Genomic DNA, 26,611 nt, shown 5'->3' with positions numbered 1-26,611 from the left:
GATGTCGCTTCGATCCGAGGAGATGAACGATGCGCGTATTGGTGTTCGTGAAGGCGAGCGAGGATAGCGAGAACAGCGTCCCCCCCACGCCCGAGGCATGGGCGGCGATGGACGCATTCACCGAGGAACTGGTCCAGGCCGGCGTGTTCGTCGCCGCCGCCGGGCTCAAGCCCAGCGCCGAGGGCAAGCGGATCGTCTATCACGGCGCCGAGCGCCGGGTGATCGACGGGCCGTTCGCCGAGGCGCGCGAGCTGGTCGCCGGCTTTTCGATCTGGGAAGTCAAGGACATGGACGAGGCGGTGGCCTGGGCCAAGCGCTGCCCCAACCCGATGTCGGGCACCAGCGAAGTCGAGATCCGCCCCTTTTTCGAGGCGGCGGACCTGGCCGAGTTCCTCACCGAGGAAGAGCTTTCGACGCCCCGCGAGGGCACGCGCGGCAAGCTCGGCGTCGCCTGAGGCGCGCGAGAAAATAATTTCATTCCCTGTCGATTCCGCGAGTCCCGGATCGTCGTCAGGATGCGAGGCGGTTGCGCTTCGAGGAACCCGAAGGAGAAGAACGATGCGTATGATGGTTTTCGTGAAGGCGACCGAGGACAGCGAAAAGGGCGTGATGCCCACCACCGAGCTGCTCGACGCGATGATGAAATATAATGAGGAGCTGGTGAAGGCCGGCATCATGGTGGGCGGCGACGGGCTCAAGCCCAGCTCCGCCGGCAAGCGGGTGGCGTTCGACGGGCCCGGCCGCACCGTGATCGACGGCCCCTTCGCCGAGACCCGCGAACTCGTCGCCGGCTATTGGCTGTGGGAAGTCAAGGACATGGACGAGGCCGTCGAATGGGTGAAACGCTGCCCCAATCCGATGTTCGGGCCCAGCGAGATCGAAATCCGCCCCTTCTTCGAGATGGAGGATTTCGCCGAGATCGTGACGCCCGAGATCGCCGAGCGCGAAGCCCGGCTGCGCGCCGAGGCCGAAGGCCGCTGACATCGCACCGGTCGCCGCCCGCCGCTTGCCCTCGCCGCGTGTGAAGGTCACACAGGCAGCGTGGCGGCGACCGACATCCAGCGCACGATCGAAACGGTCTTCCGGATCGAACAGCCCCGGCTGATCGCCGGGCTGGCCCGGATGCTGCGCGATATGGGCCGCGCCGAGGAACTGGCCCAGGACGCGCTGGTGATCGCGCTCGCCGAATGGCCGGCGCGCGGTGTTCCGGACAATCCCGGCGCCTGGCTGATGGCAGCGGCCAAGCGCCGCGCGATCGACGGCCTGCGCCGCGACAAGATGCGCGCGCGCAAGCACGCGGAGATCGGCCACGACCTCGAGACCGCGCGCGACACCAGCGTCGAGGACATGGAGGCCGCCATGGACGACGATGTGGGCGACGAGCTGCTCGGCCTGATCTTCACCGCCTGCCATCCGGTGCTCTCGCCCGACGCGCGCGCGGCACTCACGCTGCGCCTGATCGGCGGCCTGGGCACCGACGAGATCGCCCGCGCCTTCCTCACGTCCGAGCCGACGATCGCCCAGCGCATCGTCCGTGCGAAGAAGACGATCGGCCAGGCGGGCCTCACCTTCGAAGTGCCGCGGGGAAGCGAGCGCGGCGGCCGCCTCGCCTCGGTGCTGGAGGTGATCTACCTGATCTTCAACGAAGGCTATGCCGCCACCGCGGGCGAGGATCTGGTGCGGCCGGCACTCTGCGACGAGGCGCGGCGGCTCGGGCGCATCCTTGCCGGCCTGGCCCCCGAGGAGCCGGAGGTACATGGCCTGCTCGCCCTGATGGAGATCCAGTCCTCCCGCCTCGCCGCGCGCACCGCCCGCGACGGGTCGTTCGTGCCGCTGCCGGAACAGAACCGCGCCCGCTGGGACCGCGGCATGATCGCCCGCGGGCTCGCCGCTCTCGACAGGGCCGAGGCGCTGGGCGGAGCCGATGGCCCCTATGCGCTGCAAGCCGCGCTGGCCGCCTGCCATGCCCGGGCGCTGACGCCGGAGGCGACCGACTGGCCACGCATCGCCGGCCTCTACGACCGATTGGGCGCGCTCCTTCCCTCTCCCGTGGTGGATCTCAATCGCGCGGTCGCGCATTCCATGGCCTTCGGGCCCGAAGCGGGGCTCGCCATTGCCGACCGGCTCGCCGAGGCGGCGATGCTGCGCAACTATGCGCCCCTCCCCGCCGCGCGCGGCGACTTCCTGTTCCGCGCCGGACGGCTGGAGGAAGCCAGGGCCGAATTCGTCCGGGCAGCGACGCTCACGCGCAACGAAGGCGAAAGGCGTTTCCTGCTCGGGCGAGCGCAAGCCTGCGGGCCCGCCGGCACGCCCTGAGCGATGCGCCGGGGAAACCGCCTATTCCCGCTCCAGCCGCCACGCCGCATCGAGATATCGCTCCGCCGCCGCCTTGAGCGCGGGCGTCTTCTCAAAGGCCTGGGCCGGCAAGGGTGCGATGCCGAGCCCCTCCATCACCACCCAGAGCGCGAACTTGCGCGAAGGCTCCTGCTCCACGCCGAAATCGATGCGCAGCCGCTCCTCCCCGCGCGCGCGGGCGGTATCGTCCAGCGCTTCGGGTTCGTCGGTGCCGAAATAATGGGTGAGCAATGCGTCGAGGTCCATGCGCCCTACTTCGGCGCATGGACCTCGATCTGCAAGCGGCCGGCCGTTACGCCGCCGCGCCGCCTGCAAGCCATGTGGCACATTCCGGGCCGAGTTCGGCCAGCGCCGCGGCTTCGTAATCGGCCGCGTCCCTGGCCGTGAGCACATCGCGCCAGCGGCCATTGGTGCCTTGATTGATGAGAGTCTCGGCGCCTCCCTTCCAGAATGCACCGCCGAGCGGGGCAACCTGGGGGGCATTGGCCTTCATCCAGTCGAAGCTGCAATGGCGCAGGACGCGCGGCCAGCTTGCCGGATCGACTTCGATCTCGAGGAAATCGGCGATCCGCCGGATCTCCCCCGCCATGTCGCGCTTCAGCGCCTCGAAATGGACGAGATGGATATTGGGCAGGTCGCGAACCGCCCACCAGCTCCGGACATTCTCCCAGAAGGGCCAGAAGGGCGCGCCGTCGCCGCTCAACCATTCGCGGAAATATTCGGCGATATCGGGATTGGCGCGCGGCACCGGCGGGCCGACCCGGCCGGGCGTGTCGTTGAGCATCGCATACCAGGCATCGGCCGCGTGCAGATGATGGTTGTGCAGGCTCCATGCCACGTCACGTCCGTCGCGCGCGACATGGATATATCTGGCCTTGCGGCTGAAGCGCAGCGCATCGACCGGCAGATGCGTCTTCAGGATGCGGCGATGCGGCTGCGCCTCCAGCATGGCGAGCCGTGCCAGCACCGGCCCGGCCCGCAGATCGACCCAGGGCGAGATGTCCGCGATCGAAACCTCGGGATCCCCGTTGAACACCAGCTGCGCGACGATCTGCTGCACCCAGCTGGTGCCCGATTTGGCATAGCCGGCCACCACCACATCGTCGCCGCGGAACGCCACGTCGTTCCACACGGTGGAGTCGAGATGAGGATTGTGCAGTTCGCGCAACTTGCGCGGAAACCTCGCCGGAACCGCTTCCGGCGCGAAGGTTACGGGCATTTCGCTTGTCCCACTTGAGTTGCACGGTGCACTATGAACACAACACACCACGGTCAATCAGCAAATCGCGCCATGCCTTACCAAGAACAACGCGAGTCATAGCCAAGTGTTATGCGACCCAGGCTCAACTAAACCTGATCTATAGATTACAATTATTTCACACGCGCCGGGACGCTGCTCTCAGTACTCCAGCGTGGCACGCAAAGTGATCACGGTGACGCGCGGCGCATCCTCGTCGCCGCCGCGATTCCAGATGAACTGCAGGTCGGGCTGCAGCGTCAGGAAGCTGGTGAGGCGATCCGAATAGGTCAGTTCGATCGCATTCTCCGCCGCCGCGGTGCGGACGCCGCCGGCGCGCAGCAGGTCGCGATAGCCGTCCGCAAGATAGGCCTGGTTCACGCCGATCGAGAACTGGCTGTCGTCGCGACCGCGCACGACATGGGCGGCGCGCAGGCCCGCTTGCCAGCCGCCCTTGTAGGGCGTGGTCCGGCCGTCCGATATTCCGGCGCGGGCGAACAGGGTGGTGGCGAAGGGCCCGTCCTGGTCGCCCAGCGCCTTTTCCGCGATCACATAGGCACCCCGCGCCTTCCGGCGGATCGGATTGCCGGTGTCGTCGATATCGGCGATATCGTCCTGCCGCCGGGTATAGCCCCAGGCGCCGAGCGCCAGCTTGTCGCCGTCCTTCTCCAGTCCCGCCTCGCCGATCAGCAGCGCGCCGTGATGGAAATCGAGCGCCGAGCCGCGATCGTCGCCGAGCGCGCCCGCAGTGGCATTCAGCACCGCGACTCGCGCAAAGCCCGCGCCGCCGAAGCGCTGCTCGATGCGGACGGCCAATGCGGTGGTCGGAAAGATCGAGGGGCCATTGGGGCCGGTCGCCGCGATCTCCGAGCCCACGCCGAAGGCCGGGGCGAGCAACAGGCCCGACGCCTCGCTGGCATAGAATTCGCTGTTGAGATCGTAGAGGCCGGCCCGCAGCGTAGTCGCACTGCCCAGCTTCTGCTCCACCCAGATCTCGAACAGGCGCAGCTTGGGCGAAGCGACTTCGATATTGTCGACGCCCTGCAGCGTGCCCGCCACATCATTGGGCCGGCCGCCGAGATTGTTGAGCAGGCCGATATGGAAGCGCGCGCCCTTCCAGCCGACCAGCCGCGCCAGATCCCCATCCACCTCGATGTTGAGGTCGTCGAGCCCGAAGCTGCGCATCCGGCGGCCGTCGGCGGCGACTCCCGACAGGTCGACGCGATACGTCGCGCCGATATCCAGGGCAGGCTCGGCGGTCTCCTGTGCCAGTGCCGATGTCGAGAAAAGCAATGCGAGCGCCGTCGAGCCCCCGCCAAGCGTCGTCCTACCCATGTTCTAGCCCCGCTGCGTGAAACCCCCCGGACACAATAATAGAGGGCTCCCACCGAGCGGGGGCGGCGGCCCCCTATAATTGCCTCGGAGGCGGACGCCGCGGAGGCTTCCGCACGGGAGATTTCTCGTGAAGATCACGTCGCTGAACAAAGCCACGACGCAGGCCGCCGCCGTTCTGGTCGGCATCACCGCCCTTTCCGGGGGCACCGGCCTTTTCATCGTGGCCAAGGAGAATGCCGCGATCGCCCAACAGGCGACCGCGGCCAGTCTGCTCCAGAACCATATGGAAGCCGACATGATGCACGACGCGGTGCGCGCGGACGTGCTCGGCGCGCTGCTCGGCGGCGACGACACCGCGCGCCAGGAGACGCTGAAGGACCTGAAGGAGCATCTCGGCACGCTCTCCGCGGCAATCGACAAGGATGCCGCCTTCACCGGCGTCGACAGCATCGTCGCGGCGACGAGCAAGCTCAAGGCACCGATGGACGCCTATGCCGCCGCCGCGCAGAAGATCGTCGAGACCGCCGGCAGCGATCCCGTCGCGGCCCGCACGCAGATGTCGGCCTTCCTGGAACAGTTCCGCGCGCTCGAGAAATCGATGGCGGCCGCTTCGGACGCGATCGACAGCCATGCGCATCAGGTCGCCGCCAGTTCGGCGACACTCGGCACCGTGGCGATGATCATCCTGTCCATCACGCTGCTGGCCGGCATGGGCACCGCGTTCCTGCTCGCCCAGGCCGCGCGCCGCCTGCTCGTTCGCCCGCTGCTCGACCTTGCCGACACGATGCGCGCGCTGGACGGCGGCGACCTGTCGGTCCGCGTTCCCCATGCCGATCGCGAGGACGAACTGGGCGGGATGGCGCAGGCGATCGATGCCTTCCGCGACAAGCTCAAGGCCGCCGAAGCCGCGAAGGAGGCGCAGACGCGCCTGATCGTCGATACGATCGGCACCAGCCTGGATGCGATGGCGCGCGGCGATCTCAGCGTCGAGGTCGAAGCCGAACTCACCGGCCCCTTCGCTGCGCTCAAGCGCAGCTTCAACGATGCCGCCCAGGGCCTGCGGGCATTGATCGGCAACGTCGTGACCGGCACCGAGAATATCCGCACCGGCGCGAGCGAGATCGCCTCCGCCTCGGAAGACCTGGCCCGCCGCACCGAGAGCAATGCCGCAAGCCTGGAGGAGACTTCCGCTGCCATCCACGCGATCGATCATCGCCTCAAGTCGATCGCGCTCTCGGCCAACGAGACGCTGTCGCGCGCCGATGGCGCCATCGCCGTGGTCGGCAATGGCCGCGCGATCGCCGACGAGGCGGTGCAGGCGATGACGCGGGTGAGCGAGAGCGCCAAGGGCATCGACGGCGTGATCGAGGGGCTCGACAAGATCGCCTTCCAGACGCGCGTACTGGCGATGAACGCCGCCGTGGAAGCGGGCCGCGCCGGCGAGGCTGGGCGCGGCTTCGCGGTGGTCGCAGACCTGGTCAGCGCGCTGGCGATGCGGGCGGAAGAGGAAGCCGGCCGCGCCCGCGACCAGCTGACCGCCACCCAGACCGATATCGTCGCCGCGGTGGACGCGGTGCAGAAGGTGGACGGCGCCCTTTCCGACATTTCGGGCGATGTCGGCCAGGTCCATGCGCTGATCGGCACCATGGCCGAGGACAACAACGCCCAGTCGCACGCGATCAGCCAGGTGAGCGATGCGATCGGCGACATGGATCGGGGCACCCAGCAGAATGCCGCGATGGTCGAGGAGACCTCTGCCGCCGCGCGCAACCTCACCCGGGAAGTCGACACGCTGGCCGACGGTGCCGCCAGCTTCACCATCGTCGCGCCGCAAGGCCACCGCTCCTCCCGGCAGCGCCCAGGAGTGAACGGCTCCACGCTGCACTAATTCGGGGCATCGCGAGCCCCCTGGCTTCAGGGCCGATACGCTCCCAAACGAGAAGAGCCGGCGCGGTCCGCACCGCGCCGGCTCTCTTCGTTCTTCGGGGCTCCGCGATCAGAACTTGATCTTCGCGCCGAACTTGCCGGTGAAGCTATAGTCCTCATATTGCAGGAGCCGCGAGCGGCCCGCAAAGTTGCGATAGGCGTAATAGGGCTCGTTGGTCAGGTTGATCAGGTCGCCAAAGACCTGGATGTTCTTGGTGATCCAGTATTTCGCGCTGATATCCAGCTGGAAGTGATCGGTGACGTAACGGTCCTCGGTCGCATCGTCGCCCAGCTCGTCGAGATATTTGTCGCGATAGGTGCCGGCGACCCGGAAGGAGATCGGCCCCTTCTCATACCCCAGCACGACGTTGAACGTATTCCGCGCGGCCGAAGGCAGCGGGATCACACGGGGATCGCCGATATCGCCATCCTTGAGCACCGTGCCCTTGGCGTCGGTGAAGGTATAGTTGACCTGGGTCAGCAGCCCGCTCAGCGCGCCCGGCAGGAAGCTGTAGACCTGGCTGTAGCTGAACTCGACGCCGTTGATGCGCGCGCTCGGCCCATTGTACGGGATCATCGCCTGGTCGAGAGTGCGGCCGTTATAGGCATAGTCCTGGTACACGCGGTCGACGATGTAGTTCTTGATGTCCTTGTGGAAATAGCCGAGCGACAGGCCGCCGCCCTTGCCGAAATAATATTCCGCCGAGGCATCGAAGTTCCACGCCTTGTAGGGCTGGAGGTTCGGGTTGCCGAACTCGCCCTCGTCGTCCTCGATCACCACGCGCGGCGCCAGCTTCGAGAATTTCGGACGCACCAGGCTGCGATAGCCGGCGGCACGCAGCACCAGGCCGTCGGTCGGCTCGAAGCGCGTGGTCAGGCTGGGCAACCAATCGGTATAGCTGCGGGTGACGCGGATCGGCGTCACCGTCTTGGCATCGAGGTCCAGCACCTGGCCATGGATGTCGTTACGGGTGCGCTCCATGCGCACGCCGCCGATCACCCGGACCTTGCCGCTGTCCCAGCGGGCGAGCAGATAGCCGGCCGAGACGTCTTCCTTCACCTTGTAATCGGAGTCGTTCGAGCTTTCGAACGTATCGCCGCCGTCCAGCGCGAACAGCTTGCGATTGGCGTCGAAATAGGTGCGGAACCCGGTCTTCGACAGCGCCGGCTCGATGTTCGCCAGGTCATAGTCCTGCGGCCCGAGCAGGTCCCGCATGGTGAGGTCGCCCGGGCCGTCATATTCATAGACGTCGATGTTCGCGTCATAGCGCTTGGTGCGCCAGCGGAACTTGGCGCCGCCCTGCACGGTGAACTCGCCCGCGCCGGTCGCAAAGGTCTTGGCGAGGTCCGCCTTGGCCGCCCATTCGGTATCGACCGAATCGCTCAGCGTGGTGCGCTCGAGCTTGTCGAACTCATATCCCGCGGGATCGACGAACGCCGCCTGGCCCGCCACGATATTGTAGCGGGTCTTCATCTGGTCGGCATAGTCGAAGGCAACGACGAAATTGTCGCCATCGTCGAACTTGCGCTCGAACGCGGCCGGATCGATCGAGCCATTCTCGCGCTCGCTCGACCGTGCCCAGCTGCCCGAATAGTTGAGCTTCCAACCATTGGCCTTGGTTTCGCCACCCAGGGTGATCGACTTGATCTCCTGGCGCTCGAAGCGGTCCTTGAGGTCGCGCGTGACCGTGATCTCGCCGTCCTTCGAATCGAAGGTGGCGCCGGTGGCCGAGCCGCGCGACGGCGCCTCGTCCATTTCGAAGGTCAGCCGGCGGCGATATTCCTGATCGTCGAAGCGCGAATAGAGGCCGCGGGCGTAGAGCGTGGTGGTGTCGCTGGGCTTGAAATCGAGCGACAGCGACGAGCTGAAGCGCTTACGCTCCACGTCATAGTCGCGATATTCCACGGTATCGGCATAGGCGTTGCCGCCATCCTCGTCCCAGCCGTCCATCTCTTCGTTGTTGGTCGCGAACTTGCGCTGATAATAGGAGACGCCGCCGGCAATGCCGAAATTGTCGGTGATGCGAGTCGAGAAATCGAAGCTCGCCTTGGGCGTCACCGTCTCGCGCAGATTGTTGTAGCTGCCCTCGATCGAAGCGGTCAGCAGGTCCTTCTTGCGGGCAAAGGCGCTCACCGTGTTGATCTCGATCGACGCGCCGATGGTGTCGGCGTCCATGTCGGGGGTCAGGGACTTCTTGACCTCGATCGATTCGATCGTGTCGCTCGAGATCACGTCGAGCGCGACCGAGCGGACGTCGGATTCGGGCGCGGGCAGGCGCGTGCCGTTGACCGAGGTGCCGTTGAGCTCGGGATCGAGGCCGCGGACCGAGACGAAGCGGCCCTCGCCCTGGTCGTTCAGGATGTTGATGCCCGGCAGGCGACGCAGCGATTCCGCCACGTTCTGGTCCGGGAACTGGCCAACCGCGTCGCGGGTCAGCACGCTCTCCACGCCATCGGCGGCGCGCTGGCGCGAGAGCGAGCCGAGCAGGTTGGCGCGCTGGCCGACGACGAGGATCTGGCTGCCCGCGGTGCCGAGCACGAGGTCCTGCCGGAACACGCCGCTTTCCGGCACCACGATCTTCACTTCGCTCGCGGGCACGCCGGCGAACTCGGCGCGCAGCGTGTAGGTGCCGGCCGGAACGTCGCCGAAGCGGAAGCTGCCCGAGGCATCGGCCTCGGTGGTGCGGCGCAGCTCGACGATGGTGACACGCGCCCCCTGCAGGTTGCGGGTGCCGCTCGCCTCGGAAACATTGCCGGTCACGTCATTGGCGTGCGCGGCGACCGGTACGGCGAAAAGCGCGGCGCCAAGCAACAGGCGCGTGCGGAGAGACGGTTTGCGAAACATGGAATCTGGCCCCCTTCAATATGCAGGGGGCCGGTTGCCTCGGATCATGAATAGTACATTTCTTATCAACGACAGTTCAGTGACATTCGATCAAGCCACTGTTTTTACGCGAATCTTTATCGCACATCGTGACTTCGTATCTCGTTGCGCCACAACCATCAGCGCCACCCGGAAACATTTCGCTCCCGTTCAGGCCCGTTGCGCGGCGTTTCGCGGGGGCTTATCTGCGCGACCATGGCAACCGAACTCTACGACCTGACCGTTCCCGTCTTCCTGCGCGGCTTCAAGGCGATGGCGGCATTCCTCGACAAGGCGCGCGCCTGGGCCGACGAGCAGGGCATCCCGCACGAGGAACTGCTCGCCGCCCGGCTGGCCGAGGACATGGCGCCACTCACCGCGCAGATCCAGCGGGTCAGCGATTCGGCCAAGCTCGCCGTGGCGCGGATCGGCCGGATCGAGGCACCGGCGATGCCCGATACCGAGACGAGCTTCGACGCGTTGCAGGCACGCATCGCCGCGACGGTCGCCTTCCTGAAAGCCGTTCCGCGCGAAGCGATCGACGGACGCGAGGATGCCGATGTCGAAGTGAAGACGCCCAGCCGCAGCTTCCACTTCAAGGGGCTGCCCTATGTGACCGGCTTCGTCCTCCCCAATTTCTATTTCCACATGACCGCCGCCTACGCGATCCTGCGCTACAAGGGCGCGCCGGTGGGCAAGATGGATTATCTGGGCGGCATCTGATGGCCAGCGTGGCGGTGATCGGCGCGGGCGCCATCGGCGGCACCCTTGCCGCCTGGCTGGCCCAGGGCCACGACGTCACGGTCTGCGCGCGCTCGCCGCTCGCCGATCTCGAGGTCGAGACGCCCGAGGGGGTGATCCGCGCCGCGCCGCGCATCCTCACCGATCCGGCCGGGGCGAGCGCGGTGGATTGGATACTCTGCACCACCAAGACCTATGACTGCGCTGCCGCGGCCGCCTGGCTGCCCGGCCTGATGGGTCCCGCCACTCGGCTCGCGGTGATCCAGAACGGCGTCGAGCAGCGCGATCGCTTCCCCCAGGTGCCGGCGCAGCGCACCGTGCCCGTGATCATCGACCTGCCCGCCGAGCGGCGCGCGCCCGGCCGCATCGTCCAGCGCCGCAACGGGACGATCCATGTGCCTGAGGGCGAGGGCGGCGAAGCCCTGGTCGCGCTGTTCGCCGACACGCCGATCGACGCGCAGACCACGCCCGATTTCGTCACCGCGGCCTGGCGAAAGCTCGCGATCAACTGCTCGGGGATCGTCAGTGCGCTCACCCGCCGTGCCGCCGAAGTGGCGAACGACGAAGGCGTGGCGGAAGTGATGCGCGCGCTGGTGCGCGAATGCATCGCGGTGGGCCGGGCGGAAGGCGCCGACCTGCCCGACAAGCTCGCCGACCAGGTCGTCAGGTGGACGACGCTCGCGCATCCGCAATCGGTCAATTCCCTCCACGCCGATTTCGTCGCGGGCCGCCAGACCGAAGTCGATGCGCGCAACATGGTGATCGTCCGGCGGGGCGCCTTGCACGGCATCGATGCACCGATGAACCATGCGCTCGCATCTCTACTAATGGCCGCATCCACTCGGAATTAACCGTTGCGGTGCAGGAATCCCGGCCATGGAAGCTGGTATTCGTGCGTTGCTGCTCAGTCGCGGCACCTGGTTCGTCATTCTCCTGGCAATGGCCGGGCTCTACGGCATATTCGCGTTCGACATCTTCCGCGACGAGGGCGCCAATGTCGCCGATCGCAAGTTCCGGATCGAAGTGGACGAGTTCCTGCTCTTCACTTCGGCGCTGATCCTCCTGCTGTTCGGGTTCGGGCTGAACCAGCATCGCGCGCGCGAACGCGAGCGCGTGCGGCGGATCCAGGCCGAGCACAGCGTGCGCGATCTTGGCTATCATGACGCACTCACCGGCATGCCCAATCGCCGCGCCTTCGACGAGGCGCTGGCCCGGCTGGTCGACGGCGCGGCGCCGGAGCGGCTCACCGCGGTCTTCATGCTCGATCTCAACGGCTTCAAGGCGATCAACGACACGCATGGCCACGCCGCCGGCGACGCGATCCTGCGCGCTGCGGCGGGCCGCATCGCCGATGCGGTGCGCGACGGCGATTGCGCGGCGCGGTTGGGCGGGGACGAATTCGCAGTGATCGCGCCCGCGGTCGTGAGCGCGGAAGTGGCGCTTTCGATCGCCGGCCGGCTCGCCGCCAACATCACCCACCCGATCATGCTCGACGGGCGCTCCCACCAGATCGGCACCGGCATCGGCATCGCCCTGGTCCGCAGCGGCGAAATCCATTCCGCCGAGCTCGTCCGCCGCGCCGATATCGCGCTCTATGCGGCGAAGCGCGGCAATGGCGAGCCGTGGCGTCTCTATGCGCCCGAGCTGGAAGCCTAGATCCCGACCACCCTCGTCCCCAGCCGCGTCGCTTCGTCACGGTCATGGGTCACCATCAGGATCGGCATCCGCACCGCGTCGCGCAGCCGCTCGATCAGCGCCATGATCTCCTCGCGCCGCGCCCGGTCGAGCGAGGACAGCGGCTCGTCGAGCAGCAGGAAGCGCGGATCGGACAGCAGCGCCCGTCCGATCGCCACCCGCCGCGCCTCGCCTCCCGACAACGTGCGCGGCCAGCGATCGAGCAGATGCGCGATGCCGAGCAGCGCGATCGTCTCGTCCACGTCCAGGCCGCCATCGCCTCGGCGCCCATAGAGCAGGTTGGCGCGCACGCGCAGGTGCGGGAACAGCCGCGGCTCCTGGAATACATAGCCCGCGCGCCGCTCGGCCACCGGCACGTCGATTCCCGCCGCGGCGTCGAACAGCGTCTCGCCGCCCACGCGCACATGGCCGGCATCGGGCACTGTCAGCCCGGCGACCATGTTCAGCACACTGGTCTTGCCCGCGCCCGAGGGGCCGAACAGCATGGTGAGCCCCGCGTCCGCCACGATCCGGCAGGCGATCACGGTCTCGCCCAGGCGCTTGGTCAGGTCGAGATCAAAGGACATGCAGCCCCCTGCCCGCGCGCCGCGCGATGATCTCGGAGGCGAGCAGCGCCCCCAGCGAGAGCAGCACCGAGATGCCGGCAAGGCGCAGCACCTGACCCTCGCCGCCGGGCAGCTGCAGCGCGGCATAGATGGCGAGCGGCAAGGTCTGCGTCTCGCCCGGCACGCTGGAGACGAAGGTGATCGTCGCCCCGAACTCGCCCAGCGCCCGCGCGAAGCCGAGCACCACGCCGGCCAGCACGCCGGGCAGGCTGAGCGGCAGCGACACGCTCGCGAACACGCGCCAGCGCCCGGCGCCCAGCGTCGCCGCCGCCTGCTCCAGCCGCTGGTCGACCGCCTCGATCGAAAGCCGCATCGCGCGCACCATCAGCGGCAGCGCCATCACCGCCGACGCGATTGCCGCCCCGGTCCAGCGGAACAGCACCGAGACGCCGAACCAGCTCTCCAGCCAGCCCCCGATCGGCCCGCCCGGCGCGAAGGCGAGCAGCAGCAGCCAGCCGGTCACCACCGGCGGCACCACCAGCGGCAGGTGCACCAGCCCGTCGAGCAGCAGCTTTCCGGGAAAGCGTCCGCGCGCCAGCAGCCAGGCCAACGCGAACGCCACCGGCAGGCACGCCAGCACCGCCACCCCGCCCACGCGAAGCGACAGCAGCACGATGCCCCATTCCGCGGGCGTGAGCATCACAGCGGCAGGAAGCCGAAGCGCCGGAAGATCGCCCGCCCCTCGCCGCCCAGCAGGAAGCGCCGGAACGGCTCGGCATCGGGGCTGGCCGACGCCTTCAGCCGGGCCAGCGGATAGCGGATCGGCGGATGACTGTTGTCGGGCAGCACGCGGACCACCTCCACCCGCGTCGAGGCCCGCGCGTCGGTCGCATAGACGATCCCGAACGGCGCCGCCCCGCGCTCCACGAACGCCAGCGCCGCGCGCACGCTCTCGCCGCGCACCACCCGGCTCTTCACCGCGTCCCAGGCCCCCAGCGCCTCGAGCGACGCCCGGGCATAGCGCCCGGCCGGCACCGCGTCCGGATCGGCAAGCGCCAGCGGCCCGGCGCCCAGCAACCGCGCCAGCGGCACGCGCGGCCCCGCATCGCCCCGCGCGCCCTTCGGCCGCACCACCACCAGCCGGTTCCCCAGGAACGCCGCACGCGTACCCGGCATGATCAGCCCGCGCTTCTCGACATCGTCCATCCAGGGCTCATCGGCCGAGACGAACAGGTCCGCCGCCGCGCCCGCCGCGATCTGCCGTGCCAGCGCCGAAGAAGCCGCGAACGAGCAGACCGGCCGGGCCCGGCCCTTGCGTGCCCAGGCATCCGCCGCCGCCGTCATCGCTTCCTGGAGGCTGGCGGCGGCCAGCACCAGCGGCGCCCGCACCCCGGCGGCCGCCACCCCGCGCGGCGCCATCGCCGCCACGCCGATCCCGGCGAGCAACGCCCGCCGGTCGATCCGTCCCTCGATCGTCATGCCCCTGCCTGACACCCGCCACGCAGCGAGGCAAGGCCCTCACTTCAGCCCGAGTGCCTTGCGGACATCCGCCCAGCGGACCAGCTTGAAGTTCTGCGCGGCGGGTGCGTTGTCGCCATCCTGCGCCAGCATCAGCCCGCCCTGCAGCCCCGGCCCGAAGCTCGCGGTGGAGACTTCGATCCCGTCGGTCTCGCTGGTCGCGCCGAATTTCCCCGCCGCGATCCGGAAGCGCCCCGCATAGGCCATGTCCCGCAGGCGCCACACGCCATAGGCGCTGTCGCCCTGGCTCGACACGACCAGCCAGCCGCCGCGCGCGCCCTCGGCCGCGATCGCCACGCCTTCCACATCGGCGACCAGGCGCTTGCCGTCCACCGCGATCACCTTCTCGCCGGCGATCGGATCGCGCGGGTTCGCGCCGAAGCGCCACACGCCGACATCCTCCTCGCCCACGAACAGCGTGCCCGTCCGGTCATCGGCCACGCACCCCTCGGACTGGGTCGCCAGCCGCATGGTGCGCACACGATCCGCCTTGATCGCGCCGCCTTCGCGCAGGATCTCCATCTGCACGATCGTGCCGCCCTTGTGCACGACAAAGGCATGCAGCCGCCCGCCGCGCGGCGCGTACATGCACAGGCCATATGCCTCACCCGCCCCGGCATCGAACCGCCCGATCTCGGCGAGCGCGGCCGTTCGCGTATCCAGCGTGTAGAGCGCCAGCTTCGCCGCCGTCTTGTCGTTGCGATCGCTCGCCGCGACGATCACCTGCCCGCCCCACACGCGCAGGTCGACATTGTTCACGCGGCCCGCCGGCAGGGTCGAGCGCAGCTTGCCCGACAGGTCATAGACGTTCAGCCCCGCCTTCTTGTCGGTCGCGACGATCAGGCTGCGGGCGGGATCGCGCGGGTTGCGCCAGATCGCGGGATCGTCCGCCGCATCCTCCAGGCTCGCGACTGCCTGCGTCTCCCCGATCGCCTTCACTTCGGCAGTGGGCACCGCCTGCGCATCCTGGGCGGTGGCGGCCGGTGCGGTCTGGAGCAGCATCAGCGTGGCAAGCAGCATGGGTTTCCCTTCGTCATGGACGCCCGCCCTCTATAAACGCTGTGCGACGGGACGATGACGATCCGGAGACAGTCGTTCATGCATCACCCGACAGGAAACCGTCGCCCCGGCGCCCGAACAGCGCTACGACGCGTGGCGGGCAGAAGGGATGGCGATGCGCTTGGGGAATATCGGACCGCTGGTCGTAAGCGCCTTGATATTGGTGCTGGCGGCGTGCGGAGGCGGAGGAAGCGCCCGGCAGACCGCCACCCCTGCGGGCGTCGCGAACGTCACCACCATCGACTTCGCCCATGTCGCGAATTACTCTGCGCCGCGGCTCCCCGCCTATTTCGATCGCACCGTGGCGGCGCTGGACAACAGCCCGGCTTCCAACGCGACCAGCGACCGTGTGGCGACGCTTGGACGCGTGCTGTTCTACGATCTGCGGCTGAGCACGAACAACAGGGCGTCCTGCGCATCCTGCCATCGGCAGGCGATCGGCTTTACCGACTCGATGCGGTTCAGCAACGGGATCAGCAACGCGATCACCACCGATTTCCATGCGATGCGGCTGGGCAATCTGCGCTACTGGCAACCCGGTTCCGCCTTTTGGGATCGGCGCGCGCCCAATCTGGAAGCGCAGACCAGCCAGCCCTTCCACAGCCTGGTCGAATTGGGCTGGGGCGGGGACGCGGGCGGCTTCGACGCACTGACCCGGAAAATGGACGCGACGCCTTATTACCCGGATCTGTTCGCCTGGGCGTTCGGCAGCGCTGCCATCGACGAAGCCCGCATCCAGCAGGCGCTCGCCCAGTTCGTGCGCGCGATGGTCTCGCATTCGAGCCGGTGGGACGCCGGCTATGCGCAGGTCTTCTCCCCCACCGCGCCGAACCGCGCGCTGAACCTCGACCTGCCGAACTTCAACGCCCAGGAAAATCGCGGGCGGCAATTGTTCATGACAAGCGCGCGGCAAGGCGGCGCCGGCTGTTCCGCCTGCCATCTTCCGCCCACCTTCGCCCTGGCGGCAAACGCACGAAGCAACGGCCTGGACGCCGGCGAGACGCGCCTGTTCAAGGCGCCGGCGCTGCGCAGCGCCGGACTGACCGGCCCCTATATGCACGACGGCCGCTTCGCGACCCTGGCGGAGGTCGTCGACTTCTACGACCACGGCATCCAGGCGGGCCCGGCGCTCGACGACCGCCTGCGCGAGGGCAGGCGGCCGCGGCGCCTCAACCTGAGCATGGCGGATCGGGCAGCGCTTGTCGCCTTCCTGGTGACGCTGAACGACCCGGCCCTCACCACCGATACGCGCTTCAGCGACCCGTTCCGCCGATAGGAACGCCGGTGCCGGATCCTAGGCGCGGATCGAATAGAGCGTCGCGTTGCTGATCGCGTACACCGCGCCATCGGCGCCGACGAGCGTCGGCGTATAGGCCTGGCCCAGCCCTGCGTTCAGCCGCAGGGCCTGCGACAGCGTGTTCGTGGTCAGGTCCCAGCGATACAGCATGCCATCCTCATTGTTCGCGAGGATCGACCTGCGCACCGGGTCCGCGGCCATGGTGTTGATGCACCACTCGACCCTCGAATTGGCGGAGCCGCCGTCCCGCGTCGGGGCCAGGATAGTCAGCACTTCGCGCATCACCTGCACGCTGGGCACGATCGTATCGGCCTGGCTCGACTTGGGGTCGATCACGGCTATCCGGTTGAGCCCGTCGCCATTCCCTACCCCGAAGTAATTATTGTACTTCGTTGCGAGCAGATAGGTCGACGTGCCGGTGTAGGACGGCACCATCGACGCGGGAATCACGCTGGGCGACACGTCCCAGCCGAAGCTGCCCGGAACGCCCGCCGGATTGAGCAGGGCATCGAACTGCAACAGCCAGCCCCGCGTGTTGTGCGACGGGAACTGCGCATCCATCACGCCGAAGAACACCCGGCCATCGGAGCCGATCACCGGCGATGCCGTGCCGTCGTCGGGAAGGCGCGCGGGAGTGCCCAGGTTCGGGTCGATCAACGCCACCCTGGCGCGGGTCGCGAGCGTCGTGCTGTCGAGCGCGAGCAGGAAGCCGGTCTGCGTCGCGGTCGTCGAGCCCCGGTTCACCGCAATGTACACCGTGCCGCCGTCGATCGAGATGGCGGGAGCGCAGTTCATCACGGGCTTCTGGACCGAAGCATCGCCCGCCGCCGCCGCGACGCCGACCCAGCTGCCGGTGCCGTCGGGCGCGACTCGCGCTATCCCGCTGACCAGCCCCGCCGGGTTCGCGCCGGTCACCACGAAGCCGAAGAAGACATTGCCGTTCCTATCCGCCGTGAGCGGCGTGTTGATGAAGACGCTGCCGTCGAATGCGGCGGAATTGGCGTTGTACGCCGCCGCGCCGTAGAATATCTGGGCCGCCAGGGTGCCGTTGACCGAATCCCCATCCGCCCGCATCATCAGCTTCCCGCCGGCCCCCGGTGCATAGACCCGGCCCTGCTGGGTGAGGATCAGGTTGTACGGTGGCTGCCAGTTGTGCGGCGGCATGACATAGTCGGTGGCCGCCATCCACAGGAGCACACCGGTCGCGCCGGCACGGCCCTCGACACGGAAGCCGCCCGTGGCCCCCGTCTTCACCGGGATCACCACATTGTTGTTCGTCGTTACGGCCGGCGAACCATAATGCGCGAGCAGCCCGCCCCAGCTGGCATATTGCGGCACGAGATCCACGGCGGACGTCCAGGCGATGCGATTGAGGTCCTGCGTGGCGATCCCGCTCAGCGCGCTATGCTGGGCGTCGCGGCCATAGCCGAACCATGCGGGGCCGGTGACCGGCGTGGGCGTCGGGGTGGGCGTGGGTGTCGGAGTCGGTGCCGGGCTCGGCGAGGGCGACCCGCCGCTGCACGCCGCGACCACCACGGACGACGACAGCATCGCCAGCGCGCTGCGGCGCGAGACGCGAGAGTTGGAAACGGGAACGGAAGGAATGCGATGACGGCTCATGGTTGCGCTCCATCAATGTGCGGGACGTCGCCGGCGCGCGTGCCACCCCCTAGCATCGCCGACCCAGCCACACTTCCCGGAAGACCAGTGAAGTTGTTGCTGAGCCGCTCTGCAGACATGGCGCCAACCTGTTGAGGAGAGACAGGTTAGACTTCTCAAAAGGAGAAGAAGATCGCAACATTTATCTTGAAGGCTCATCGCCGCCGGGATTTCGACCTCCCGACGCCCGACGAATCCGCGCAAGTCATTTGCGACCAAATCGCAGCGGCAAGCGATGAGGATGGTGCGCTACCCCGATCGCCGCAAGAACGGGCAGCGGCCTTCGCAAAGGCCCGGGCCGGCCATCACCGATGGCCGGCGGACACCAGGTCGCCCTATTCCTCGCCCATCCGCAGCGCCGCGATGAAGGCCTCTTGCGGGATCTGCACCGAGCCATACTCGCGCATCCGCTTCTTGCCTTCCTTCTGCTTCTCCAGCAGCTTCCGCTTGCGCGTGATGTCGCCGCCATAGCATTTCGCGGTCACGTCCTTGCGCAACGCCGCGATCGTCTCGCGGGCGACCACCTTGCCGCCGATCGCCGCCTGGATCGGGATCTTGAACAGGTGGCGCGGGATCAGGTCCTTCAGCCGCTCGCACATGCCGCGGCCGCGGCTCTCGGCGGTCGAGCGGTGGACGATCATGCTCAGCGCGTCGACCGGCTCGTTGTTGACGAGGATGCTCATCTTGACGAGGTCGCCGGCGCGGTGGCCGATCTGCTCATAGTCGAAACTGGCATAGCCGCGGCTGATCGATTTCAGGCGATCGTAGAAATCGAACACCACTTCGTTGAGCGGCAGTTCATAGGTCACCTGGGCGCGACCGCCGACATAGGTGAGGTTCTTCTGGATGCCGCGCCGGTCCTGGCAGAGCTTGAGGATCGGCCCGAGATACTCGTCGGGCACATAGATCACCGCATTGATCCACGGCTCCTCGATCTCCGCGATCCGGTTGGGATCGGGCATATCGGCGGGATTGTGGAGTTCGATCTCCCGCGCCTCGGCCTCGCCCGCCGCCTTGGTCAGCTTGAGCTTGTAGACCACCGAAGGCGCGGTGGTGATCAGGTCGAGATCATATTCGCGGCTGAGGCGCTCCTGGATGATCTCCAGGTGGAGCAGGCCCAGGAAACCGCAGCGGAAGCCGAAGCCGAGCGCGGCGCTGGTCTCCATCTCGAAACTGAACGAGGCGTCGTTGAGGCGCAGCTTGGAGATGCTCTCGCGCAGCTTCTCGAAATCATTGGCGTCGACCGGGAACAGGCCGCAGAAAACCACGGGCTGGACTTCCTTGAAGCCCGGCAGCGCTTCGGCGGCAGGCTTCTTGGCGTCGGTCAGCGTGTCGCCGACGCGCGCCTGGGCGACTTCCTTGATCTGCGCGGTGATGAAGCCGATCTCGCCGGGCCCCAGGTCGGGCAGGTTCTCGAGCTTGGGGCGGAAGCAGCCGACCCGGTCGATCAGATGGGTGGTGCCGGTCTGCATGAACTTGACCTGCTGGCCCTTGCGGATCGTGCCGTCGATCACGCGGACCAGGATGACGACGCCGAGATAGGGGTCGTACCAGCTGTCGACCAGCATCGCCTTCAGCGGCGCGTCCGGATCGCCCTTGGGCGCGGGGATGCGCTCGACCACGGCATCCAGGATCTCGTCGATGCCGATGCCGGCCTTGGCGCTGGCGAGCACGGCATTCGAGGCGTCGAGGCCGATGATCTCCTCGATCTCGTTCTTCACCTTCTCCGGCTCGGCCGAGGGCAGGTCGATCTTGTTGATGACCGGGATGATCTCGTGATCATGCTCGATCGACTGATAGACATTGGCGAGCGTCTGCGCCTCGACGCCCTGGGCCGCGTCCACCACCAGCAGCGCGCCTTCGCAGGCGGCCAGGCTGCGGCTCACCTCATAGGCGAAGTCGACGTGCCCGGGCGTGTCCATCAGGTTGAGGACATGGCCCTTCCATTCCAGGCGCACGGTCTGCGCCTTGATGGTGATGCCCCGCTCCTTCTCGATGTCCATATTGTCGAGCACCTGGGCGGACATCTCCCGCTCGGAGAGTCCGCCGGTGCGCTGGATCAGCCGGTCGGCCAGAGTCGACTTGCCATGGTCGATGTGCGCGATGATCGAGAAGTTGCGGATCTTGGAAAGGTCGGTTGCCATGATCGGGGCGCGTTAGCAGCTTGCACGCGAAAGCCAAAGGGCCCGAAATATACCGCCGGTACCTTCTGTGATTTCACCGCGACGCGTTTGCCGCTATCCGGGCGATGGTTTCAAACAGAGGGAGAGAACCATGACCTCGAAGACCGCGTTCATCGTGAAGACGTTGATGGCTTCGGCCGCCCTGCTCGGCGCGAGCGGAGCCTATGCGCAGAAGCAAGCCAAGCCGACCAAGGGGGAGAAGCTGCAGCAGGCCGCCGTCAACGACGTGCCGCATTGCTCGCGCAAGCTGGGCACGCTCTCGATCGTCGACGGCGACGATCCCAGCGGCTGGACCCAGTATCAGCTCGCCCCGCCCGCCAAGCTGCTCAAGGTGCTGGTGCAGCGCTCGGGCTGCTTCAACCTCGTCGATCGCGGCTCCGGCCTGCAGGCGGCGGCGCGCGAGCGTGACATCGGCGGCGGCCTGGGCCTGCAGCGCGGCGCGAATGTCGGCCAGGGACAGATCAAGGCGGCCGACTATGTGCTCGTCGCCGAAGTGCAGGGCGCCAACAGCAATGCCAGCGGCAGCGCGGTGGGCGGCATCGTGGGCGGCCTGGTCGGCGGCCGCGTCGGCGGGCTGCTCGGTGGCATCAAGTCGCGCAAGCTCGAGGCGAACACCGTGCTCTCGCTCACCAACGTCCGCACAACCGAGACGATCGCGGTGCAGGAAGGCTATGCCGCCAAGAACGACATCGGGTTCGGCGCGGGCGGCGGCGTCGGCTTCTTCGGCGGCGCGGCGGGCGCGGTCGGCGGCGGCTATGAGAATACCGATATCGGCCGGATCGTGACGCTGTCGTTCATCCAGGCCTATGCCAAGATGGTCACCGACCTCGGCCTCGTCCGGCCGGGCGATGCCGGCACCGCCCAGGCGGCGCCCGCCAAGACCTTCACCGCCCAGGCGCCGGTCGCGATGCGCGCCACCCCGGTCGCGACGGGCAAGGTCATCCGCACGCTCCCGGTGGGCGCGATCGTCTATCCCACCGGCAACAAGAACGGCCTGTGGTGGGAAGTCGCCGACGAGAACGACAATGTCGGCTGGGTGCTGAACACCAAGCTGGCGCCGTCGAACTGACGTTCCCGAACGCTAGAGAAAAGGGCGGGCGCCATCGGCACCCGCCCTTTTTTTGCCCTGGAAAGGGGACGGGCCCAGCGGAGTTGCAATCCGCCGGGCCCGACTGACCGCCGGAAAGGGATTAATGGATCCGGCCGGTCAGCGACACGCCGATGACGCGCGGCTCGTTGAGCACGGCGGCCATATAGTTTTCGATCACGCCCTTGAGGTTCTTCTCGTTCGTGATGTTGCGGGCGAAGGCGGCGACTTCCCAGGCGCCGTTGCCGCCCTGGTAGCCGATCTTCAGGCCGCCTTCGAAATTGCCCTTCGAGTAGAACTCGTTGGTCTTGTAGAGCACATAGTTGGTGTAGCCCTGCACGTTCCAGTCGGTCGAGATGAAGACCTTGCCGCTGTCGCTGACCGGGATGTCGTAACGGGCCGTGGCGCTGAGGTTGTACTCCGGCGCGTTCGGCAGCGGGTTGCCGTCGATCTGCGCGAACACCGCCGGCGAACCGAAGACGGTGCGGGTGATGGTGGGATCGTTGACCGTGCAGACCACCGTGCCGGCCAGCGCGCAGACCTGGGCGTAGACGCGCTTGTCCTTGATCTCCGAATGGAGCCAGCTGGCACCGAAGGAGAGCGCGAGGTTGCGCACCGGGCGCACGTTCAGCTCGGCCTCGACGCCGTAAGCCTCGGCCTTGTCGGCGTTGAACAGCACGCCGTTGCCGTTCGAATCGTTGCCGTTCAGCTGGATGTCGTCGACCGTGTAGTAGAAGCCGGTCAGGTTGAAGCGGACCTTGTTGTCGAACAGGCTCGACTTGATGCCGGCCTCCCACGACAGGATCGTCTCCGAATTGGCGGTGGTGAAGTCCGAGTTGAACACCGCCGAGCGGCCCTGGATGGTCGGGCCGCGGAAGCCGCGCGCGACGCGGGCATAGAGGCTCAGCTCGTCGCTCGCCTCATAGAGCGCGCTCACGTCCCAGCTCGGCTGCCGGTCCGACAGGCGGACGTGGCGGCGGCCGGCATAGGTCACGGCGCCCGCCGCGGTGTCGGCGGTCTTCAGCAGATCGGTGGTCTTGGTGTCCTGGGTCACGCGCACGCCGCCGGTCAGGCGGAAGCGCGGCGTCACCTGGTAGCTCGCCTGGCCGAACAGCGCCCAGCTGGTGTTCACGTCGTGCAGGCGTACCCAGTTGTTCGGGTTGCGGCCGACCACGCCCGGGCTCAGGAACCAGGCGCGCTGGTAGAATTCGGTGATGTCGCGGCTGTCGAAGTACATGCCGCCGATCTGCCACTTGAAGGCGCCGGTGCCGTTGCTGGCCAGGCGGACTTCCTGCGACCACTGATCGAGACCGCGCAGGCGGCCCATCGACTGGCCGCAATCGCGGCACGTGCCCGTCGCCGGATTGTAGCCGAGCTGGCTGAAGCCGCCATCGGTGTCGCCGCGGCTATAGCCCGAGCTGGTCTCGAAGGCCGTGATCGAGGTCAGCGTGACCGGGCCGAAATCGAAGCTGTTGTTCCACGACAGGCCGTAGGTGTCATAGTCCTGCGGATTGTTCGCCGCCTCGTCATACTGGACCGTGGTGCGCGAGACGTTGCTCACGTCGTTCGAGCCCTTCTTGAGCGCATTGCGCAGGAACAGGGTCGAGGTGCCGTTATAGTTGCGCATGTGCGCCGAGAAGAGCGAGGTCCAGTCCTCGGTCGGCTTCACCAGCAGCTGGATGCGGGCGTCGCGCTCGTCGAAGCCGCCCATCGCGTTCCTCTTGGGGCGCTGGGTGCCGTCCGAGTTCGGGCCGGAATAGGCGTTGTCGACATAGTCGTCGCGGTGCTGGAACAGGCCCGACACGCGGATTGCGACATTGTCGGCCAGCGGGCCGCCGATGCCGGCATCGAGGCTGATGCTGTTGTAGCTGCCATAGCTCAGCGTGCCGCGCGCATCGAGACCGTCCAGCGACGGGCGGACGGTGTCGAACTTGACGATGCCGGCCGTGGTGTTGCGGCCGAACAGCGAGCCCTGCGGACCGCGCAGCACTTCGACGTGATCGAGGTCATAGACCGGGTTCGACTTGAGCACGACATGCTCGAGCACCACGTCGTCCTGGATGATCGACACGGGCTGCGAAGCGCCCAGGTAGAAGTCGATATTGCCCAGGCCGCGGATGTAGAAGCGCGGGAAGATGCGGCCGGTGGTCGTCTCGGCATAGAAGCTGGGGACCTTGCCCGACAGCGCGAGCAGCGTGTCGTCGCCGCTGGCGGTGAAGTCGCGGGCATCCTGGCCGCCGATCACCGCGACCGACACCGGGGTGTTCTTCAGCGCTTCGGGACGGCGCTCGGCAGTGACGACGATCTCGGTCGTGGGCTCGTCGGCGGCCGGGGCGGCAGTGTCCTGCGCCTGCGCGGTGCCGCCGATGGCGAGCGCGCCGAATGCCGCGCCCAGGAAAAGGGCAGATCTGGTGATGCGGATCTTCATGTGGTTCTTCCCTGCTGTGCGCCCGACACGCAGCAATGGCCACGACCCCGCATTCGCAGAACCGCGCCACCGTCACGCCGGGCATTCTTGTTATCGAAGAGTGGCTCTCGCCCCCTGCAAGGGCGCCGTTAGGATCGGATTGTGTACGAACTATGACAACGGCCGACAATTTCTCGCAAGTGCAGCATACGCATCCCGCAACCGTCGGAGGCGCCTCAGCCGTCGGCCTGGGCTGCCTCGATCGCGGCGATGGCGTTGACATAGCGTTCCTCGCCCTGGCCCGAGACATGCGCCCAGCGCACGCCCCGCCGCTCCAGCTCGGCCTTGCTGAGGTCGTAGAATTTCTGCCGCAGTTCCCGGGTGCCGAACATGCGGGTGCCGTCGGCGCGCCAGGGCATGTCGATGTCGAACAGCAGATAGAGATCCGCCGTGCCCTGCCATTCGTCGAACCAGGGATCGCGCGCGCCGAACAGCATGTCGGCCCAGACCGCGGTCATCAGCGGATCGGTATCGAGCACCAGCGGCCTGAGGCCGGCCGCGACCATGGTGCGCGCGCCCGCGTCGTGCGTCTTGGCGATCTCCAGCAGGTCGCGCATCGTGAAGTCGATGCCGCGCGCCTCGGCATATTCGCGGCCATATTCGTCCACCACCTCACCGCCGAGATAGGCAGCGATGCGCGGCGCCAGGGTGGACTTGCCGGTGCTCTCCGGCCCGTGGAGACAGATGGTGCGCAGCTTCATTTCCGTGCCTTCAGCCAGTCGGCGAGCCCCCATAGCGAAAGCGCCAGGAACACCCCGTACAGCCCCGCCGTACGCCACAATTCCTTTACGGCGAACAAAGGGATCGCGAGCAGGTCGACGACGATCCACAGCACCCAGCTTTCCCAGCTGCGGCGGGACTGGAGGATCTGCGCGGCGATGCTGAGCACCGCGATGCCGCCGTCCCACCAGGGATAGGCCGCATCGGTGAGCCGGTGCATCGCATAGCCCCAGGCACCGATCACCGCGGCGCAGACCAGCGCCCAGGCCAGGCGCGCCCGTACGCCCATCGTCTCGACCACCACTTCGCCGCTCCCGGCCCGCGAGCGCGCCCAGTTCGACCAGCCATAGAGATTGACCACGAAGAAGAAGAGCTGGAGCAGCGCGTCGCTGTAGAGCTTCTCGTGATAGAAGACCCAGGCGTAGAGCGCGACCATCGCCAGCGCGAAGGGATAGTTCCACATGCTGCGGCGAACGACCAGGAAGACGTTGATCAGGCCAAGCAGGCTGGCGGTCGTTTCGATCATCGGCACGGCCTAGCAACAAGCCCGGGCGCCCGTCGAGAGGGTTGCCCTTCCCTGCCCGGTCGCTAGGCTGGCCTCCTCAGATCGCGGGAGGAATGCCCATGCGTCACGTCGCGGTGATCGGTTCCGGGCCGGCGGGCTATTACACGGCCGAAGCCTGCCAGAAGGTGTTCGGCGATCAGGTCCGGGTCGACATCATCGACCGGCTTCCCGTGCCCTTCGGGCTGATCCGCACCGGCGTCGCCCCCGATCACCAGTCGATCAAGGGCGTCTCGCGCCGCTACGAGGCCGTGGCATTGACCGACAATGTCCGCTTCGTCGGCAACGTCACGCTGGGCCGGGACGTGTCGATCGACGAGCTGCGCACGCTCTATGACGCCGTGGTGCTCGCCACCGGCGCCCCGCACGACCGCAAGCTGGACATACCCGGAGCCGACCTGCGCGGCGTGGTCGGCTCGGCGGCGTTCGTGGGCTGGTACAACGGCCATCCCGACTTTGCCGATCTCGATCCGCCACTGGGCGGGCCGGCGGTGGTGATCGGCAACGGCAATGTCGCGCTCGACGTCGCCCGCGTGCTCGCCAAGACGCAGGACGAGTTCGAGGGGTCGGACATCGTCACCCATGCGCTCGGCGCGCTGCGGGGCGGGCATGTCGACACCATCACCATCCTGGGCCGCCGCGGCCCGCACCAGATCGCGATGACGCCAAAGGAGCTGGGCGAGCTGGGCGAGCTCCAGCGCGCGACGCCGGTGGTCTCCCTCGCGGACCTGCCGCCGGCGGAGGACGATGCCGTCCTCGATCCCGGCCAGCGCAAGTCGGTGGGGCATCTGCGCCGCTTCGCCCAGGGCATGCCCGACAAGCCGATCCGCATCGTCTTCGATTTCTTCGCCATGCCGGTTGCGATCGAAGGCGATGGCAAGGTCGAGCGCGTCATCGTCGAGCGCACCGCGCTGGGCCTGGACGGCAATGCCCATGGCACGGGCGAGACCTATGCGGTGCCGGCCGGCCTGGTGGTGAGCTGCATCGGCTATCGCACCCCGCCGATCGACGGCGTGCCCTATGACGACAAGGCGGGGCGATTCGCCAATCTCGACGGGCGGGTGCTGCCCGGCCTCTATGCGGTGGGCTGGGCGCGGCGCGGCCCGACGGGGACGATCGGCACCAACCGGCCCGACGGCTTCGCCATCGCCGAGAAGATCGCCGAGGATGTCGGTGAAGGCTCGGGCAAGGCCGGCCGGCCGGGGCTCGACGCGCTGCTCGCGGAACGCCGTGTGGAGCTGGTCACCTTCCGCGACTGGCAGAAGATCGACGCCGCCGAGATCGCCGCCGCCCGCATCGGCGCCCCGCGCGAGAAGTTCGTTTCGGTCGATGCCATGCTGGGCGCGCGGAAAAGCTGATTCA

Annotated in this window: 23 protein-coding genes; 10 read left to right on the top strand and 13 right to left on the bottom strand. The window is 67.6% G+C overall.

What is annotated here, in order from left to right; genetic code table 11:
* Nucleotides 1–29: 29 nt before the first annotated feature.
* The 3 genes from CAP40_RS14395 to CAP40_RS14385 all read left to right on the top strand — a co-directional run bounded on the left by CAP40_RS14395 (nucleotide 30) and on the right by CAP40_RS14385 (nucleotide 2,316).
* The gene (locus CAP40_RS14395; protein ID WP_086130232.1) at nucleotides 30–455 is read left to right on the top strand and encodes a YciI family protein; all 426 of its coding nucleotides are present in this window, start codon (nucleotides 30–32) and stop codon (nucleotides 453–455) included.
* 103 nt (nucleotides 456–558) lie between these two features.
* On the top strand, nucleotides 559–981 hold the full coding sequence (locus tag CAP40_RS14390; RefSeq protein ID WP_086130231.1) for a YciI family protein: 423 nt from the start codon (nucleotides 559–561) through the stop codon (nucleotides 979–981).
* 60 nt (nucleotides 982–1,041) lie between these two features.
* Nucleotides 1,042–2,316 (top strand): RNA polymerase sigma factor, encoded by a 1,275-nt coding sequence (locus CAP40_RS14385; RefSeq protein ID WP_086130230.1) that lies wholly within the window; start codon nucleotides 1,042–1,044, stop codon nucleotides 2,314–2,316.
* Between the two features lie 21 nt (nucleotides 2,317–2,337).
* Here CAP40_RS14385 and CAP40_RS14380 read toward each other — a convergent pair whose 3' ends face one another.
* The 3 genes from CAP40_RS14380 to CAP40_RS14370 form a co-directional block, all read right to left on the bottom strand.
* A complete protein-coding gene (locus tag CAP40_RS14380; protein ID WP_086130229.1) occupies nucleotides 2,338–2,601 on the bottom strand; it encodes a hypothetical protein in 264 nt (87 codons plus the stop codon).
* A 46-nt stretch (nucleotides 2,602–2,647) separates the two neighbouring features.
* A complete protein-coding gene (locus CAP40_RS14375) occupies nucleotides 2,648–3,574 on the bottom strand; it encodes a sulfotransferase domain-containing protein (RefSeq protein WP_086130228.1) in 927 nt (308 codons plus the stop codon).
* Nucleotides 3,575–3,754: 180 nt separating this feature from the next.
* Nucleotides 3,755–4,927: a carbohydrate porin gene (locus CAP40_RS14370; protein WP_256924231.1), complete on the bottom strand. Its 1,173-nt coding sequence runs from the start codon at nucleotides 4,925–4,927 to the stop codon at nucleotides 3,755–3,757.
* Between the two features lie 127 nt (nucleotides 4,928–5,054).
* Between CAP40_RS14370 and CAP40_RS14365 the strand changes: the two genes are divergently transcribed.
* The gene (locus tag CAP40_RS14365; RefSeq protein WP_256924230.1) at nucleotides 5,055–6,815 is read left to right on the top strand and encodes a methyl-accepting chemotaxis protein; all 1,761 of its coding nucleotides are present in this window, start codon (nucleotides 5,055–5,057) and stop codon (nucleotides 6,813–6,815) included.
* Between the two features lie 108 nt (nucleotides 6,816–6,923).
* Here the strand turns inward: CAP40_RS14365 and CAP40_RS14360 are convergent, their stop codons facing one another.
* Nucleotides 6,924–9,698 (bottom strand): TonB-dependent receptor, encoded by a 2,775-nt coding sequence (locus tag CAP40_RS14360; protein ID WP_086130227.1) that lies wholly within the window; start codon nucleotides 9,696–9,698, stop codon nucleotides 6,924–6,926.
* 234 nt (nucleotides 9,699–9,932) lie between these two features.
* Between CAP40_RS14360 and CAP40_RS14355 the strand changes: the two genes are divergently transcribed.
* From CAP40_RS14355 to CAP40_RS14345, 3 genes are read left to right on the top strand one after another with little or no spacing between them, the layout of a single operon-like run.
* Nucleotides 9,933–10,439 (top strand): DUF1993 family protein, encoded by a 507-nt coding sequence (locus CAP40_RS14355; protein WP_086130226.1) that lies wholly within the window; start codon nucleotides 9,933–9,935, stop codon nucleotides 10,437–10,439.
* Nucleotides 10,439–11,308 carry a 2-dehydropantoate 2-reductase gene (locus CAP40_RS14350; protein ID WP_086130225.1) on the top strand — a complete coding sequence of 290 codons (870 nt, stop codon included), beginning with the start codon at nucleotides 10,439–10,441 and terminating at the stop codon, nucleotides 11,306–11,308. The genes CAP40_RS14355 and CAP40_RS14350 overlap by 1 nt, the downstream gene beginning before the upstream one ends.
* A gap of 25 nt (nucleotides 11,309–11,333) precedes the next feature.
* Entirely contained in the window at nucleotides 11,334–12,113 is a 780-nt protein-coding gene (locus CAP40_RS14345; protein ID WP_086130224.1) for a GGDEF domain-containing protein, read from the top strand.
* Here CAP40_RS14345 and CAP40_RS14340 read toward each other — a convergent pair.
* The 4 genes from CAP40_RS14340 to CAP40_RS14325 are packed head-to-tail and all read right to left on the bottom strand — an operon-like array spanning nucleotide 12,110 to nucleotide 15,235.
* Nucleotides 12,110–12,718, bottom strand: coding sequence for an ATP-binding cassette domain-containing protein (locus CAP40_RS14340; RefSeq protein WP_086130223.1), 609 nt, complete (start codon nucleotides 12,716–12,718; stop codon nucleotides 12,110–12,112). The two genes, CAP40_RS14345 and CAP40_RS14340, sit on opposite strands and share 4 nt — an antisense overlap.
* Nucleotides 12,708–13,397, bottom strand: coding sequence for a molybdate ABC transporter permease subunit (gene modB / locus CAP40_RS14335; protein WP_086130222.1), 690 nt, complete (start codon nucleotides 13,395–13,397; stop codon nucleotides 12,708–12,710). Before modB ends, CAP40_RS14340 begins: the two co-directional genes overlap by 11 nt.
* The gene (gene modA, locus CAP40_RS14330; protein ID WP_086130221.1) at nucleotides 13,397–14,176 is read right to left on the bottom strand and encodes a molybdate ABC transporter substrate-binding protein; all 780 of its coding nucleotides are present in this window, start codon (nucleotides 14,174–14,176) and stop codon (nucleotides 13,397–13,399) included. The genes modB and modA overlap by 1 nt, the downstream gene beginning before the upstream one ends.
* Nucleotides 14,177–14,215: 39 nt before the next feature.
* On the bottom strand, nucleotides 14,216–15,235 hold the full coding sequence (locus tag CAP40_RS14325; RefSeq protein ID WP_086130220.1) for a phytase: 1,020 nt from the start codon (nucleotides 15,233–15,235) through the stop codon (nucleotides 14,216–14,218).
* 154 nt (nucleotides 15,236–15,389) lie between these two features.
* Here CAP40_RS14325 and CAP40_RS14320 point away from each other — a divergent pair, with 154 nt between their 5' ends.
* A complete protein-coding gene (locus tag CAP40_RS14320) occupies nucleotides 15,390–16,550 on the top strand; it encodes a cytochrome-c peroxidase (RefSeq protein ID WP_179188189.1) in 1,161 nt (386 codons plus the stop codon).
* Between the two features lie 18 nt (nucleotides 16,551–16,568).
* Here the strand turns inward: CAP40_RS14320 and CAP40_RS14315 are convergent, their stop codons facing one another.
* Together CAP40_RS14315 and lepA are read right to left on the bottom strand one after the other, a co-directional pair.
* Nucleotides 16,569–18,191: a hypothetical protein gene (locus CAP40_RS14315; RefSeq protein WP_144034367.1), complete on the bottom strand. Its 1,623-nt coding sequence runs from the start codon at nucleotides 18,189–18,191 to the stop codon at nucleotides 16,569–16,571.
* Between the two features lie 374 nt (nucleotides 18,192–18,565).
* Nucleotides 18,566–20,374: a translation elongation factor 4 gene (lepA, locus tag CAP40_RS14310; protein ID WP_086130217.1), complete on the bottom strand. Its 1,809-nt coding sequence runs from the start codon at nucleotides 20,372–20,374 to the stop codon at nucleotides 18,566–18,568.
* A 166-nt stretch (nucleotides 20,375–20,540) separates the two neighbouring features.
* On the opposite strand from lepA, the gene CAP40_RS14305 reads away from it, so the two are divergent.
* Nucleotides 20,541–21,482, top strand: coding sequence for a CsgG/HfaB family protein (locus CAP40_RS14305; RefSeq protein WP_086130439.1), 942 nt, complete (start codon nucleotides 20,541–20,543; stop codon nucleotides 21,480–21,482).
* A 121-nt stretch (nucleotides 21,483–21,603) separates the two neighbouring features.
* Here the strand turns inward: CAP40_RS14305 and CAP40_RS14300 are convergent, their stop codons facing one another.
* From CAP40_RS14300 to pnuC, 3 genes are all read right to left on the bottom strand, one after another.
* Nucleotides 21,604–23,928: a TonB-dependent receptor gene (locus CAP40_RS14300; RefSeq protein WP_086130216.1), complete on the bottom strand. Its 2,325-nt coding sequence runs from the start codon at nucleotides 23,926–23,928 to the stop codon at nucleotides 21,604–21,606.
* 215 nt (nucleotides 23,929–24,143) lie between these two features.
* Nucleotides 24,144–24,668, bottom strand: a complete 525-nt coding sequence (locus CAP40_RS14295; protein WP_086130215.1) for an AAA family ATPase — start codon at nucleotides 24,666–24,668, stop codon at nucleotides 24,144–24,146.
* A complete protein-coding gene (pnuC, locus tag CAP40_RS14290; protein WP_086130214.1) occupies nucleotides 24,665–25,213 on the bottom strand; it encodes a nicotinamide riboside transporter PnuC in 549 nt (182 codons plus the stop codon). The genes CAP40_RS14295 and pnuC overlap by 4 nt, the downstream gene beginning before the upstream one ends.
* Before the next feature lie 98 nt (nucleotides 25,214–25,311).
* Here pnuC and CAP40_RS14285 point away from each other — a divergent pair, with 98 nt between their 5' ends.
* Nucleotides 25,312–26,607 carry an FAD-dependent oxidoreductase gene (locus CAP40_RS14285; protein ID WP_086130213.1) on the top strand — a complete coding sequence of 432 codons (1,296 nt, stop codon included), beginning with the start codon at nucleotides 25,312–25,314 and terminating at the stop codon, nucleotides 26,605–26,607.
* The last annotated feature ends 4 nt before the right edge of the window (nucleotides 26,608–26,611 follow it).

This window comes from Sphingomonas sp. IBVSS2, from assembly GCF_002127225.1.
Taxonomy (GTDB): domain Bacteria; phylum Pseudomonadota; class Alphaproteobacteria; order Sphingomonadales; family Sphingomonadaceae; genus Sphingomonas.
Note: the sequence above shows the minus strand (reverse complement) of the source record. Positions and strands in the feature narration are given on the sequence as shown.

Bases quoted from the DNA above. Each gene is read 5' to 3' on its own strand.
- CAP40_RS14360 (WP_086130227.1), bottom strand. From the start codon at position 9,698: ATGTTTCGCAAACCGTCTCTCCGCACGCGCCTGTTGCTTGGCGCCGCG.
- CAP40_RS14395 (WP_086130232.1), top strand. From the start codon at position 30: ATGCGCGTATTGGTGTTCGTGAAGGCGAGCGAGGATAGCGAGAACAGC.
- modB (WP_086130222.1), bottom strand. From the start codon at position 13,397: ATGCTCACGCCCGCGGAATGGGGCATCGTGCTGCTGTCGCTTCGCGTG.
- CAP40_RS14375 (WP_086130228.1), bottom strand. From the start codon at position 3,574: ATGCCCGTAACCTTCGCGCCGGAAGCGGTTCCGGCGAGGTTTCCGCGC.
- CAP40_RS14390 (WP_086130231.1), top strand. From the start codon at position 559: ATGCGTATGATGGTTTTCGTGAAGGCGACCGAGGACAGCGAAAAGGGC.
- CAP40_RS14325 (WP_086130220.1), bottom strand. From the start codon at position 15,235: ATGCTGCTTGCCACGCTGATGCTGCTCCAGACCGCACCGGCCGCCACC.
- CAP40_RS14350 (WP_086130225.1), top strand. From the start codon at position 10,439: ATGGCCAGCGTGGCGGTGATCGGCGCGGGCGCCATCGGCGGCACCCTT.
- CAP40_RS14295 (WP_086130215.1), bottom strand. From the start codon at position 24,668: ATGAAGCTGCGCACCATCTGTCTCCACGGGCCGGAGAGCACCGGCAAG.
- CAP40_RS14300 (WP_086130216.1), bottom strand. From the start codon at position 23,928: ATGAAGATCCGCATCACCAGATCTGCCCTTTTCCTGGGCGCGGCATTC.
- pnuC (WP_086130214.1), bottom strand. From the start codon at position 25,213: ATGATCGAAACGACCGCCAGCCTGCTTGGCCTGATCAACGTCTTCCTG.
- CAP40_RS14305 (WP_086130439.1), top strand. From the start codon at position 20,541: ATGGCTTCGGCCGCCCTGCTCGGCGCGAGCGGAGCCTATGCGCAGAAG.
- CAP40_RS14340 (WP_086130223.1), bottom strand. From the start codon at position 12,718: ATGTCCTTTGATCTCGACCTGACCAAGCGCCTGGGCGAGACCGTGATC.
- CAP40_RS14345 (WP_086130224.1), top strand. From the start codon at position 11,334: ATGGAAGCTGGTATTCGTGCGTTGCTGCTCAGTCGCGGCACCTGGTTC.
- CAP40_RS14315 (WP_144034367.1), bottom strand. From the start codon at position 18,191: ATGAGCCGTCATCGCATTCCTTCCGTTCCCGTTTCCAACTCTCGCGTC.
- CAP40_RS14355 (WP_086130226.1), top strand. From the start codon at position 9,933: ATGGCAACCGAACTCTACGACCTGACCGTTCCCGTCTTCCTGCGCGGC.
- modA (WP_086130221.1), bottom strand. From the start codon at position 14,176: ATGACGATCGAGGGACGGATCGACCGGCGGGCGTTGCTCGCCGGGATC.
- CAP40_RS14285 (WP_086130213.1), top strand. From the start codon at position 25,312: ATGCGTCACGTCGCGGTGATCGGTTCCGGGCCGGCGGGCTATTACACG.
- CAP40_RS14380 (WP_086130229.1), bottom strand. From the start codon at position 2,601: ATGGACCTCGACGCATTGCTCACCCATTATTTCGGCACCGACGAACCC.
- CAP40_RS14320 (WP_179188189.1), top strand. From the start codon at position 15,390: ATGCGCTTGGGGAATATCGGACCGCTGGTCGTAAGCGCCTTGATATTG.
- CAP40_RS14370 (WP_256924231.1), bottom strand. From the start codon at position 4,927: ATGGGTAGGACGACGCTTGGCGGGGGCTCGACGGCGCTCGCATTGCTT.
- lepA (WP_086130217.1), bottom strand. From the start codon at position 20,374: ATGGCAACCGACCTTTCCAAGATCCGCAACTTCTCGATCATCGCGCAC.